Source organism: Bacillus sp. FSL P4-0290 (assembly GCF_037975435.1).
In the GTDB taxonomy this organism is placed as follows: Bacteria; Bacillota; Bacilli; order Bacillales; family Bacillaceae; genus Bacillus; species Bacillus subtilis.
On sequence record NZ_CP150253.1, the window covers coordinates 2,185,050 to 2,200,628 of the forward strand.

Here is a 15,579-nt window from a genome sequence, read left to right on the forward strand (position 1 = left end):
AAATAATACTATATTCAAAAAAATGTTATAAAAATTTAATGTTTTTTATTGTACTTTAAAAAATATCCGTTAATATAGTGCATATATGGATTATATAGTCATATAATTTCTTTTATTGTCATTTTTCTGCTTTTTTCTACATTTTCTTATCCTCTTATTAAGAGAACTGGAGGGAATCCGTTGAGCGAACATACTTATTCTTTAACCCATGCCCAAAGGAGAGTGTGGTTTACCGAACTGCTGGAGCCAGATACCAGCATTTGCAATCTCACAGCCTGTGTGAAATTCAAAGGCAATATTAAGCTTGATACTCTAGAGGGAGCGCTGAATCATTCCATCTCCCGCAACGACGCCATTAGATTTCAGCTGTTAGAAGGAGAAGAGCTTGAGCCGCGATTGCACCTTACTGAATATAAATATTATCCACTTAGAATAATTGATTTTTCAAATGTTGAAATGATAGAAATAGAGCAATGGATTCAGGATCAAGCGAGCATTCCATTTAAACTGTTCAACTCGCCTCTTTATCAATTTTACCTCCTTAGAATTGACTCTCATGAAGTTTGGCTATTTGCGAAATTCCATCATATCATAATGGATGGAATCTCTTTAAATGTGATGGGAAATCAAATTATAGATCTTTATCAAAAAATGAAAAAGAAAGATCCTTTACCTGATCAGCCGGAACCTTCTTACTTGAGCTACATCGAAAAAGAGAGTCAATATCTACAATCTCCGCGGTTTGCAAAGGACCGTTTATTTTGGACGCAAACCTTTGAGCACCCGTTGGAATACCACTCGTTAGCCGACCAGACGTCCTTACAAAAACAGAGCACATCTGCATCCAGAGACACCATCATTCTTTCACCTGATCTAGAGCAAACGATTCGAATCTTCTGCGAAGAACACAAGATCAATATCATTTCCTTATTTATGGCTTCATTTTACATATGCATCAGCCGAATCACTTCTAAAAAAGATCTTGCCATTGGCACCTACTATGGCAACAGAGGTTCAAAGGCTGAAAAAGAAATGCTCGGCATGTTCGTTAGTTCCCTTCCAATCAGAATAACGGTTGATCCTGACACAGATTTTCTTTCCTTTGTCCGCACAATAGGCAGGGAACAGCTTTCTGTTATGCGTCATCAACGGTTTCCTTATAATTTGCTTGTAAATGAATTAAGAAATGAACAGAAGGATTTACACAACCTTATCGGTATATCTATGCAGTATCAGCCACTTCAGTGGCACAATGCAGATGATTTTGACTATGAAACAGCGCTTTATTTCAGCGGATACACCGCGAACGAACTTTCAGTTCAAATACAAGAACGGATAGACAATGGAACCATTCAATTAAATTTCGACTATCAAAATACCTTGTTTTCTCTTGAGGATATTAAACGAATACAATCTCATCTGCTTACCATACTGGAAAACGCCCTTAAACATCCGCACAGCTTTATAAGAGAATTAGATATGACGAATACAAGAGAAAAGCAAAAATTGTTGTATGAGTTTAACAAGACGGAAGCTGTTTCGCCTAAAGCTTTCACCCTGCATGGGCTGTTTGAGCGACAGGCAGCTTTCACACCGGAGCGGCTGGCCATTCGCTTTTCAGGCGGTTCGCTGACATACGCTGAGCTTGATATGTACGCCAGCCGGCTGGCTGCGCACCTTGCGGCACGCGGCGTCACAAACGAAAGTATCGTCGGTGTCCTGTCTGAACGCTCACCTGACATGCTGATCGCTGTCCTTGCTGTATTGAAGGCCGGCGGGGCGTATTTGCCGCTTGATCCTGCGTATCCAAAGGAGCGGCTGAGCTACATGCTGAAAGACAGCGGGGCATCGCTCTTGCTGACACAGCCGGGATGCTCCGCACCAAACTTTTCTGGCGAAACGCTTGAAGTGGACATGACATCTCTTGCGAGCGAAAAAGCAGAAAACCATGAGTTTACTCCTGCTGACGGCGGATCTCTCGCCTATGTCATCTATACATCGGGCTCTACCGGGCAGCCGAAAGGAGTGGCCGTTGAGCACCGTCAGGCTGTTTCCTTTCTGACCGGCATGCAGCACCAGTTTCCGCTTTCGGAAGATGACATTGTCATGGTGAAAACCTCTTTTTCCTTTGATGCGTCTGTGTGGCAGCTGTTTTGGTGGTCGCTTTCCGGTGCTTCGGCGTATCTGCTTCCGCCCGGCTGGGAGAAAGATCCGGCATTGATCGTAAAAGCCATTCATCAGGAAAACGTGACAACGGCTCATTTTATTCCGGCTATGCTGAACAGCTTTCTCGATCAAGCGGAAATCGAAAGGCTGAGTGACAGGACAAGCCTGAAGCGTGTATTCGCCGGAGGTGAACCGCTTGCGCCGCGTACGGCAGCCCGTTTTGCTTCTGTATTGCCGCAGGTATCATTAATCCATGGTTACGGGCCGACAGAAGCAACGGTAGACGCGGCATTTTACGTATTGGATCCAGAACGGGACAGGGATCGTTTGCGGATTCCGATTGGGAAGCCCGTACCTGGTGCGCGTTTGTATGTTTTAGATCCGCATTTAGCCGTACAGCCTTCCGGTGTCGCCGGCGAACTGTACATTGCCGGAGCGGGTGTTGCCAGAGGTTATTTGAATCGGCCGGCATTAACGGAGGAGCGTTTTCTTGAAGACCCGTTTTACCCGGGGGAACGCATGTACAAAACCGGGGATGTGGCGCGCTGGCTCCCTGACGGGAATGTTGAATTCCTCGGGCGCACGGATGATCAGGTAAAAATCCGCGGCTACCGGATTGAGCCGGGAGAAATTGAAGCGGCACTAAGAAGCATAGAAGGCGTAAGAGAGGCGGCTGTTACCGTACGGACAGACAGCGGGGAGCCGGAATTATGCGCTTATGTAGAAGGGCTCCAAAGAAACGAAGTGCGTGCACAGCTTGAGAGACTGTTGCCGGGCTACATGGTCCCAGCCTATATGATAGAGATGGAACAGTGGCCGGTTACGCCAAGCGGAAAGCTCGACCGAAACGCCCTGCCAGCTCCTGGCGGAGCGGCAGATGCGGAGACCTACACGGCGCCGAGAAACGTGACTGAGATGAAGCTTTCTCAGCTGTGGGAGGACGTGCTGAAAAATGGCCCTGTCGGGATTCACGACAACTTTTTTGACCGCGGGGGACATTCCTTAAAAGCAACGGCGCTTGTCTCACGGATCGCCAAAGAATTCGATGTACAGGTGCCGCTAAAAGATGTGTTTGCCCATCCGACAGTAGAAGGACTGGCTACCGTTATCCGTGAAGGAACGGACAGTCCATATGAAGCGATTAAGCCCGCTGAAAAACAGGAAACCTATCCGGTTTCCTCTGCCCAAAAGCGGATTTATGTCCTTCAGCAGCTGGAGGACGGAGGGACAGGCTACAATATGCCGGCTGTGTTAGAGCTCGAAGGGAAGCTCAACCCTGAAAGGATGGAGAGAGCTTTCAAAGAGCTGATCAAGCGCCACGAGTCGCTTCGGACCTCCTTCGAACAGGACGCAGGAGGCGATCCGGTGCAGCGCATCCATGACGAGGTGCCGTTTACGTTACAGACTACAGTTCTCGGCGAACGAACCGAACAGGAGGCCGCAGCCGCATTTATCAAACCGTTTGATCTCAGCCAAGCGCCGCTGTTCCGTGCCCAAATCGTAAAGGTATCAGATGAGCGGCACCTGTTGCTGGTCGATATGCATCACATCATTTCAGACGGTATTTCCGTCAACATTTTGATTCGGGAATTCGGCGAGCTGTACAATAATCGGAATCTTCCGGCGCTGCGCATTCAATATAAAGATTATGCCGTATGGCGAGAAGGATTCAAAACAGGAGACGCGTACAAAACGCAGGGGGCGTACTGGCTGAAGCAGCTCGAGGACGAGCTGCCTGTGCTGGATCTTCCGGCTGATCATGCCCGCCCGCCTGTGCGAAGCTTCGCGGGTGACAAGGTCTCATTTACGCTGGATCAAGAGGTTGCATCAGGCCTTCACAAGCTGGCACGAGAAAACGGAAGCACATTGTACATGGTGCTCCTTGCGGCTTACACCGCGTTCTTGTCACGCTTAAGCGGACAGGAAGATATCATCGTCGGCTCGCCAATCGCCGGCCGGCCGCACAAGGATCTTGAGCCGATACTCGGCATGTTTGTGAACACGCTGGCGCTTCGGACACGCCCGGAGGGCGGGAAGCCATTCGTACAGTATTTGCAAGAAGTGCGTGAGACAGCATTGGAAGCCTTTGAGCACCAAGATTACCCGTTCGAAGAGCTTGTTGATAAGCTTGAATTGACACGGGATATGAGCCGGAATCCAGTGTTTGATGCGATGTTTATCCTTCAAAATGTGGAAAAACAAGACATAGATCTGAGAGAAATAAAAGTCCGGCCTGCCAATTTCGCACATCACATTTCCTTATTTGATATCACATTAATAGCTACGGAAATAAATGGATCTATTTGCTGCGAAATGGAATTTAGTACAGAAGTATTCCTAAAAGCTACGATTGAACGGTGGGCTGATCATTTTATCGAATTTCTGCATGCGGCACTTTCAACCCCTGAAACAAGCCTTGCACAAATAAACATACTTAGTGATAAAGAAAAACAAAAAATAGTCTTTGAATTTAACAAAACTCAGGTTGAATTTGCTCAAAAAGATGTTCCTTTTCATCGCATATTTGAAGCGAAAGCTGAAGAAATTCCAGAACATATAGCTGTTATTGATAACGAAACAGAGATTAGCTATCGCCTTCTAAATGAAAGAGCCAATAGTCTGGCACGAACATTGCAAAACAGAAAAGGACCGAAGCCAACTGTGGCTGTTTTAGCCAAGCGGTCCATTGATGCAATTGTTGGGGTGCTGGCAGTGATGAAAGCTGGCGGAGTGTATATCCCAATCGATTCACATTATCCAAAAGCCCGTATTGAATACATTCTTCGTGATAGCGGGGCAGATATTCTTCTTTTACAGAGAGAGTTGAAGCATTTGATTTCGAACTCGCCTGAATCTAAAATGTCTCACATCTTCCTTGACGATGAGGGCTCTTTTGAAGAAAGTAACTGCAACCTTAACTTATCTCCTGCTCCTGAAGAGCCGGTATATATCATTTATACGTCAGGAACGACGGGTGCGCCTAAAGGTGTTATTGTCACCTATCAGAACTTTACTCATGCTGCTCTTGCTTGGCGTCAAATTTATGAACTGGATCGGAAGCCTGTCAGACTGCTTCAAATCGCGAGCTTTTCATTCGATGTCTTCTCAGGAGATTTGGCGAGAACATTGACCAACGGCGGGACTCTAATCGTTTGCCCAGATGAAACACGGCTGGAACCTGCTGAAATATATAAAATCATGAACTCTCAGAGAATCACGGTGATGGAGTCGACACCGGCTCTCATTATCCCGGTGATGGAGTATGTATACCGTAATCAGTTCAAGCTTCCTGACTTAGACATACTGATCCTTGGTTCCGACATGGTGAAGGCTCAAGATTTCAAAACATTGACAGATCGCTTTGACCAAAGCATGCGCATCATTAATAGCTATGGTGTCACAGAGGCAACCATTGATTCGAGTTTCTATGAAACCAGTATGGGTGGAGAGTGTACGGGAGATAACGTACCAATCGGCAGCCCGCTGCCGAATGTACACATGTACGTACTCAGCCAGACTGATCAAATTCAGCCGATCGGTGTTGCCGGCGAGCTGTGCATCGGCGGGGCAGGTGTTGCGAAAGGCTATCATCATAAACCTGACTTAACGCAAATGAAATTTACAGAAAATCCATTTGTCTCTGGAGAAAGGCTGTACAGAACCGGTGATCGAGCATGCTGGCTTCCAAACGGAACGATCCGGCTTCTTGGCCGAATGGATTATCAAGTAAAGATAAATGGATACAGAATTGAAACAGAAGAAATTGAAAGTGTTCTGCTTCAAACGGGGCTTGTCAGAGAAGCTGCTGTTGCCGTTCAGCATGATAAAAATGGACAGGCTGGTTTGGCAGCATATATTGTGCCTTCAGACGTCAATACGAATGCTCTCCGGGCTGCTTTAACAAAGGAGCTGCCAGCGTATATGATTCCTGCACATCTGATTCCTTTAGTAAACATGCCGCTGACCCTAAACGGAAAGCTGGACAGAAATGCCTTGCCGGCTCCAAATAATGTGTTATCGCGTCCATATACCGCACCAGTTAACGACTTACAAAAAACGATGGCGTATATATGGGAAGATGTACTGAGCATGTCACGAGTCGGCATTCACGATTCCTTTTTTGAGCTTGGCGGAGACTCAATTAAAGCATTACAAGTGGCAGCACGTCTGGCAGCTGAAGGCTGGAGCATGACAATACGCGACTTATTCCGTTATTCAACGATTCAGGAACTATGCGGACATATCACACCATTGGCATCTCAAGCGGACCAGGGACCTGCGGAAGGTGAAGCTGAACTCACCCCGATTCAGCGAAGATTTTTCGGACAGGTACATGCTTTTCACTATCATTACAACCAGTCCGTCATGCTTTTCAGTGAAAAAGGATTCAATGCTAACGCGCTTCATCTAGCGCTGCGTAAAATAACCGAGCATCATGATGCCATTCGCATGATTTTCCAACGTGACCAAAACGGCCATGTCATTCAGTTTAATCGCGGAATCAATCACAAGGATCATGAACTGTTTGGCCTTTATATTTCAGATTGGACAAAAGCATCCCTGGAAAGGGCTCATCTTGATGAAAAACTTGCCGCTGAGGAAACCGGCATTCAAAGCAAAATGAATGTAGAAAAAGGGCCTTTGCTGCAAGCAGGTTTGTTTAAAACGGCAGAAGGGGATCATTTGCTGATTGCACTTCATCATCTTGTGATAGATGGTGTTTCTTGGAGAATTCTGCTTGAAGATTTAGCTGCAGCATATCAACAGGCCTTAGAAAAGAAAGAAATCCAATTACCGCCAAAAACGGATTCTTATTTATCCTACGCCGATGGTCTTACCCAAATAGCTGAAAGTAAACAATTGCATTCAGAGAAAACGTATTGGCAAACGATTTTAGACGCTCACACTGCTTTTCTTCCTAAGGACATAGAAAATGTGCCGGACAGACTCCAAAAGAACAGCGACGCAGCAGCGTTTGTACTATCCGGGGACTGGACTGAAAAATTGCTGTTTGAAACCCAGCAAGCCTATGGTACTGATGCCAACGAACTTTTGCTTACGGCTTTAGGAATGGCGCTTTCTGAATGGACTGGGCATGACCAAATCGTGATCAGCACTGAGGGACACGGTAGAGAAGGGCATGTGCCAAACATTGATATTTCAAGGACAGTTGGATGGTTTACTTCCATTTATCCTATTCTGCTAGACATGGGTATTCCCGAGCCTTTCGAGGATCAGCTCGCATACCGAATTAAGATGACAAAAGATATGCTGAGAAGAGTACCGAACAAAGGAACTGGATACGGATTGTTAACACACATAGGAGAACTGCGGCATAAAGAGCCTGAGGTCAGCTTTAATTATCTCGGTCAATTTAGCGAAGAGAAGGAAGCTGAAACGTTTCAATTATCATATTACAAGCCCCGTTACGAAATAGCGGGTGAGAGAGAACGAGAGTATGAGCTGGACATCAACGCTCTCATTACGGACGGACGGCTTCAAGTAAAAGCGGTATACACCCAGGCGTTCAGCAAACACTCAATTGAGTGCTTTATGGATCGTTTTCACAGGCATCTTATCGAGACGATTGAGCATTGTTCGCAGAAAAAAGCACGCGAAAAAACATTGAGCGATTTCAGCAATAAAGAATTAACGTTGTCTGCATTATCTAGCATCGAAGATCTCGTGAAAGATCTTTAACTTTTGAAAAGGTGTGTGGAATTGATGGCACAATCGGCACAAATTCAAGATATTTATCCGTTATCGCACATGCAGGAAGGAATGCTGTTTCATTCACTAATGGATTTCAGCTCGAAAGCATATATCGAACAGACCTCGTTTACGATCACAGGGAATCTATGCGTCGACTCGTTTCAAAAGAGCTTAAACCTTCTTGTTTCTAGATATGATATTTTCAGAACGATTTTCATTAAAGAAGTACCAGATCTTACAGGTCCGCAGCAGGTAGTTCTATCAAACCGTGAATTGACAGTATATAGAGAAGATATTTCTCGCCTGGCTGATCAAGAACAGCAGACGCTGATTGATGCTTTTATGACTAAGGATCGGGAAAAAGGATTTGATTTGCAAAAAGATCCTTTAATGCGTCTTGCCCTTTTTGATAGAGGAGACAGCCAATATACATGTGTCTGGACACATCACCATATCATCATGGATGGGTGGTGTCTCGGCATTATTCTTAAAGAGTTTTTCAGCATGTATGATTCGCTCAAAAATAACTCACCTGTACAGCTTGGCAGCACGGTGCCGTACAGCCGTTATATTGAATGGCTCGGAGAACAAGATCAAGAAGAGACTGCTGCCTACTGGAGCGAATATTTGAAGGAGTACGGCAATACTGCTTCTATTCCCCGAATAAAGCGCCGCACGGCAGACGGGAATTATAAAGCCGACCAGGTCAGCTTTTCATTAGCGCCGGATATGGTTGAGAAACTGACAGAGGCTGCCCAAAACTGGGGAGTGACATTAAACACGCTGTTTATGAGTATTTGGGGCGTGCTGCTCCATCGATATAATGCTGCAGATGATGCCGTTTTTGGCTCCGTCATTTCGGGACGCCCGTCAGCGATTGACGGGATTGAATCAATGGTCGGTTTGTTTATCAATACTGTTCCAGTGCGAATCCGATCTGCGGAAGGCATAACGTTTTCTTCGCTGGTCAAAGCCGTGCAGGAGGATATTTTATCATCTGAACAGCATGGGTATTATCCGCTTTATGAGATTCAAAACCATAGTCCATTGAAGCAAGGGTTGATCGATCATATTTTTGTTTTTGAAAATTACCCTGTACAGCTTCATCAGGCATTAAGCGTGGAGAGTGAAAATGACGAAGGCGCTCTGAAGCTGAGTGACATTTCAATGTCGGAACAAACCAATTACGACTTTAATATCGTTATCGTTCCGGGAGAATCATTTTATATCAAATTCAGCTACAACGCAGACGTTTACGAGCGGGAGGAGATGCTGAGGATTCAGGGGCATCTAAAGCAAGCACTGGATTGCATTTTGACAAATCCCGATGTTGCCGTCAGTGACATCAATATCGTGCCGCCGGAGGAGCAACAGGTTATCCAATCGTTTAACGAAACTGAGCGTCCTTATGTGAAAAAAACGATACCCCAATTGTTCGAGGAACAAGCTCACAAAACACCTGAAGCTGCTGCATTGAAAATGGGAGACGAATGCTGGACCTATCGCCAGTTACAAGTAAGAGCCAATCAGATTGCGCACGCTCTGATAGAAAAAGGCGTTGGATCTGGAGATATCGTTGCTGTAATGATGGGCCGGTCAATGGTAATGCCTGCAGCTCTGCTTGGGATTTGGAAAGCAGGCGGCGCTTATATGCCGCTTGATCCACATTTTCCAGCAGAACGTCTTTCTTTCCTGCTGAAGGACAGTCAAGCGGCTCAATTGCTGATAGAAGAAGACCTTATTTCCTTGATCCCTCCGTCCTATGAAGGAAATACGATAACGATAGAACATACAGAAAGTTACCAAACAGAAGCTCCAAATATGTCGCCAGGTGATCTAGCCTACTTGATCTATACGTCGGGAACGACGGGGCGCCCTAAAGGCGTTTTAGTTGATCATCACGGTATTGCCAATACATTGCAATGGAGACGGGAAGAGTATGGCATGGCCGAACAGGATATATCCCTCCATTTGTTTTCGTACGTGTTTGACGGCTGTGTAACGAGCTTATTTACCCCGCTTTTGTCTGGTGCGTGTGTGCTGCTGACAACAGATGACGAAGCGAAGGATGTGCTGGCCCTTAAGCGAAAAATAGCCCGTTATAAGGTCAGCCACATGATCATTGTTCCTTCCCTGTACCGGGTATTATTGGAAGTGATGACTGCTGACGATGCAAAAAGTCTTCGTATTGTGACATTTGCGGGTGAAGCGGTCACGCCTGATCTGCTTGAGTTGAGTCAAATGATTTGTCCTTCTGCTGAACTGGCAAATGAATACGGGCCCACAGAAAACAGTGTGGCAACAACAATATTGCGGCATCTGAATGAAAAAGAGAGGATCACGATCGGACACCCGATCAGAAACACAAAAGTATTTGTTTTGCACGGAAATCAAATGCAACCGATCGGCGCTTCGGGTGAACTGTGTATTTCCGGCGCGGGTCTTGCGAGAGGATACTACAAACAGCAAGAGCTGACACAGAAAGCATTCTCCGATCATCCATTCCTTGAAGGGGAGCGTTTATACCGAACAGGTGATGCAGGCCGCTTTTTGCCTGATGGAACGATTGAATATATTGGGCGTTTTGATGATCAAGTAAAAATTAGGGGTTACCGTATTGAACTGAGAGAGATTGAAACAGTTCTTCGACAAGCACCGGGGGTAAAGGAAGCCGCGGTACTGGCCCGTGATGTTTCTGCTGAGGAAAAGGAGCTCGTTGCTTATATCGTTCCAGAAAAGGGAAACAGCCTCCCAGATTTGTATCAGCATCTTGCCGGGACATTGCCGTCCTATATGATCCCAGCAAGTATTATCAACATCAGCCGGATGCCATTAACATCCAGCGGCAAGCTTGACAGGTTTGCGCTTCCTGAACCAGAAAACAATAAGAGTGTCACATATATGGCGCCCCGAACCTTAATCGAAGCTGATCTCGCACATATTTGGGAAGATGTGCTGAATAAACAGCACATCGCCATTCGTGATGATTTCTTTCAGTTAGGCGGACAGTCCTTAAAAGCGGCCGCACTGGTATCAAGAATACATAAAAAGCTTAATGTCGAGCTGCCGCTCAGTGAGGTGTTTTCATATCCGACGGTTGAAAGCATGGCGGGCAAATTGATGAGCTTAAAAGAACACGCTTTTACACAGATTGAACCAGCGGATCAAAGAGATGTCTATCCGCTGTCTTTCTCGCAAAAACGATTATATGCTCTTCATCAGCTGGCAGATGACAGCACAGGCTACAACATGCCAGCTGTACTTGAATTACGCGGAAATCTGAATCGCCAGCGGTTGAGAAGCGTTCTCACAGAACTTGTGAATCGGCATGAAGCATTACGGACTGTTTTTGTGCTTGACAGAGACGAGCCTGTGCAGATCATTTATCCAGAGATAGCTTTTGATCTAAAAGAGCTTGAAATGGAATCAGAACAAATGCTTGAGTCTGCAATCGAGACCTTTATCAAACCGTTTGATCTATCATCCGGTCCGCTTTTTAGAGCATGTGTCATTACAATCGGCAATCACCGCGGCTTTTTGCTGCTCGATATGCACCATATTATTGCCGACGGTGTCTCGATGAGCACTCTTGTCCAAGAATTTACTGACTTATATTGCGGAAAAGAGTTGCCAGCTTTAAACCTGCATTATAAGGATTTTGCTGTTTGGCAGCAAGAGAAGCACCCGAAAGAGCTATACAAAAAACAGGAGGCCTACTGGCTCGGTCAGCTTGGCGGGAGTCTTCCTACACTAGAATTACCGCTTGATAAAACAAGGCCGCGTCTCCCTGATTTCAGCGGTGGAACAATTGAAGTCAACATTGATAAAGACATGGCTGATGAACTGCACCGTTTAATGGCTGAAACGGGAACAACATTGTATATGATTCTTCTGGCTGTCTATTCTATTTTGTTATCTAAGCTAAGCGGGCAAGAGGATATTGTTGTCGGTTCGCCTGCTGCCGGAAGACCGCACGCTGATCTGGAGCGCGTCATCGGGATGTTCGTCAATACATTGGCGATGCGCAGCAAGCCCGAGGGCCACAAAACGTTCAGCTCCTATTTGCAGGACATTCGCCACCTGGCTCTGACCGCTTACGAGCATCAGGATTATCCTTTTGAGGAGCTGGCAGATAAGCTCGATACAAATCGAGAGGTAAATCGCAACCCGCTGTTCGATGCGATGCTTGTGCTTCAAAGCAGTGAAGATTTCCGGTTCGAAGTGCCTGGTCTGTCGATTTCGTCTGTCACTCCTAAACATGATATATCTAAATTCGATTTAACATTACACGCTGAGGAGCATCCGAGTGGAATACGCTGCCGTTTTGAATACAGCACTGCTCTTTTTGAAGAAGAAACCATTACGCAGTGGGCATCCTATTTTATTGAATTGGTGAAAGGGGTAACGGCGGATACCGAGATGAGAATTTCGGACATGCAATTGCTTCCTGCTGCAGAGCGTAGGTTGCTCCTTGAAAAAATGGGACAGTATGCGGCTTATCCGAGAAATGAAAACATAGTAAGCTTATTTGAAAAGCAAGCCGCTAAATATCCGGAGCATATCGCAGTGGTGTGCGGCCATTCTCAGCTTACGTATCGAGACCTGAATGAAAAAGCCGAGCGGGCAGCTGCTATGCTGATCAAACAAGGGGTGAGAACTGGCGATATCGTCGGTCTGATGCTCGATCGGTCACCTGATATGATCATTGGCGTTTTATCGATTTTAAAAGCTGGCGGGGCCTATTTGCCGATTGATCCTGAATATCCCAAGGAGCGTATTAGCTTTATGCTTAATGACAGCGGAGCAAAACGGCTGCTGACTGAGCGCGGTCAAAACAAACCTGCAGACTACACCGGGCATATTTTGTATATCGATGAATGTGAAAACGACTCATTTCCGGCTGATGTAAACATTCAAGAAATAGTAACAGATCAGCCCGCATACGTGATATACACATCTGGAACGACTGGCCAGCCAAAGGGAGTCATTGTCGAGCACCGCAATGTGATCAGTCTCTTGAAGCATCAAAACCTGCCTTTTGAATTTAACCATGAAGACATCTGGACGTTATTTCATTCTTATTGCTTTGATTTCTCTGTATGGGAGATGTTCGGTGCGTTATTGAACGGAGGTACATTAGTCGTGGTCTCTAAAGAAACAGCCCGTGACCCCCATGCATTCCGTTTATTATTAAAAAAAGAGCGCGTCACTGTACTCAATCAGACCCCGACTGCTTTTTACGGCTTGATGCTTGAAGATCAAAATCATACAGATCATTTAAACATCCGCTACGTGATTTTTGGCGGCGAAGCCTTACAGCCCGGCATGCTTCAAAGCTGGAATAAAAAATATCCTCATACTGATTTGATTAATATGTACGGTATTACAGAAACAACAGTCCATGTAACATTCAAAAAATTGTCCGCAGCAGACATTGTAAAAAATAAAAGCAATATCGGACGGCCGCTTTCAACTCTGCAGGCTTATGTGATGGATGCTCATATGAATCTGCAGCCGATCGGAGTTCCAGGGGAGCTGTATATAGGCGGCGAAGGTGTGGCAGGGGGATATCTCAACAGAGATGAGCTGACCGCTGACCGTTTTGTATCCAATCCTTATCTTCCGGGAGACAGATTATACCGAACAGGAGATCTTGCTAAGCGCCTGTCAAATGGCGAGCTGGAATATTTAGGCCGCATTGATGAGCAGGTGAAAGTCAGAGGGCACCGTATTGAGTTAGGCGAAATCCAAGCGGCACTTCTTCAGTATCCAATGATTAAAGAGGCGGCTGTCATTACCAGAGCAGACGAGCAAGGGCAAACAGCTATATATGCTTATATGGTGATAAGAGATCAACAGGCTGCGAATATATCAGACATCCGGGCTTACCTAAAAAACGCCTTGCCTGACTTTATGCTGCCTGCCCGTATGATACAAATTGACAGCATCCCGGTGACTGTTAATGGAAAGCTCGATCAGAAAGCCCTGCCAGAACCTGAAAAACACGCTTATACAGCTGATGATATCAGTCCTAGAAATGAGATTGAAACGGTGATGGCTGAAATTTGGGAGGAGCTTCTTAATGTGAATGAGTTGGGTGTAGGCGCCAATTTCTTTGAGCTTGGCGGAGACTCTATTAAAGCGCTGCAGGTTTGTGCCAGACTGAAGCAGCGCGGATTTGAAACGACAGTACGTGAGATGTTTGAACATCAGACTCTTGGTGAACTGTCCGCCCGGGTTCGAAAAGACGTACGCGCCATTGACCAAGGCCCGGTCGAAGGCGAGATTACTTGGACACCTATCCAGCAGTGGTTTTTCTCGCAATCTCTGGAAAGCCATCATTTTAACCAGTCCGTTATGATCTACCGGGCTGAACGATTTGATGAGGCTGCGCTTAGAAAAGTACTAAAAAGCCTTGTGACTCATCATGATGCACTGAGAATCGTATGCCGGCATGAAGATGGCAGGCAGGTGCAGATAAACAGAGGGATAGATCTTTCAGATGAGGAGCTATATGCACTTGAACTGTTTGATGTAAAGGATAGCCTAACAGAAGCACGGTACACGATTGAGGAAGCAGCCAGCCGGATGCAAGAACATATTCGTTTGGAAACCGGCCCCTTACTTCACGCTGGATTGTTTAGAACCGAGAATGGTGACCATTTATTTCTGACGATTCATCACTTAGTTGTTGATGCGGTTTCCTGGCGAATTTTGTTCGAGGATTTTTCAGCTGCTTACAAACAGGCAGTCTCAGGAGAATCTATTAAACTGCCGCAAAAAACAGATTCATATTTAACGTATTCACAAAGAATAGCTGACTACTCTAAAAGCCGCCAGGTGCAGCGCGAAGCAGCGTACTGGGATGAGTGCGAGAACCGTCACATCCAGCCTGTTCCAAAAGACAATGACGCAGCATCTAACACATTCAAAGATACAGAAGTGATTCATTTTGAGCTATCTCGCCACCACACAGAATTACTGTTAACGGCTGTACATAAAGCTTACAGCACGGAGATGAATGATATCCTTCTGACAGCTTTAGGTCTTGCTTTGCAGAAATGGACGGGAAATAACCAATTTAAAATCAGCATGGAGGGCCATGGAAGGGAATCATATCTTGAGGACATCGATATTAGCAGAACTGTTGGCTGGTTCACCTCCATTTATCCTGTGTGGCTTGATATGAGAGATTCCGATCATAAGGACAAAGAAGAGCGGCTGGGCCACCTTATTAAACAGACAAAAGATATGCTGCACCGTATACCGCATAAAGGCGCGGGCTACGGCGTGCTGAAATATATCAGCAAAAGATGGGGCTCTCAGAAAAACAGCCCAGAAATCAGCTTTAATTATTTAGGCCAGTTTGATCAGGATATTCAATCAAATGCCTTTGAGGTGTCTGACATCAAGCCAGGAAATGAGATCAGCCCGAACTGGGAGCGTCCTTATGCACTGGATATCAGCGGCGCCGTTTCTTCGGGGTGCCTGAACATGCACATCATCTATAACAGGTTTCAATTTGAGGAAAAAACAATCCAAACATTTTCCAGGCATTTTAAACAGACTCTGGAAAACATCATTGAGCATTGTACCGGCAAAGAAAACCAAGAGTGGAGCGCATCTGATTTCACTGATGAAGACTTAACGCTTGATGAATTGAGTGAGATTATGGGAGCCGTCAACAAACTATAGGGAGAG

The 15,579-nt window shown here is 45.8% G+C and carries 2 protein-coding genes; both read left to right on the forward strand.

The window, feature by feature from the left end:
* Positions 1-180 precede the first annotated feature (180 nt).
* Positions 181-7,866, forward strand: coding sequence for a plipastatin non-ribosomal peptide synthetase PpsA (gene ppsA / locus MKY10_RS11825; RefSeq protein ID WP_114523482.1), 7,686 nt, complete (start codon positions 181-183; stop codon positions 7,864-7,866).
* 24 nt (positions 7,867-7,890) lie between these two features.
* Positions 7,891-15,573: a plipastatin non-ribosomal peptide synthetase PpsB gene (gene ppsB, locus MKY10_RS11830; RefSeq protein WP_044052519.1), complete on the forward strand. Its 7,683-nt coding sequence runs from the start codon at positions 7,891-7,893 to the stop codon at positions 15,571-15,573.
* The last annotated feature ends 6 nt before the right edge of the window (positions 15,574-15,579 follow it).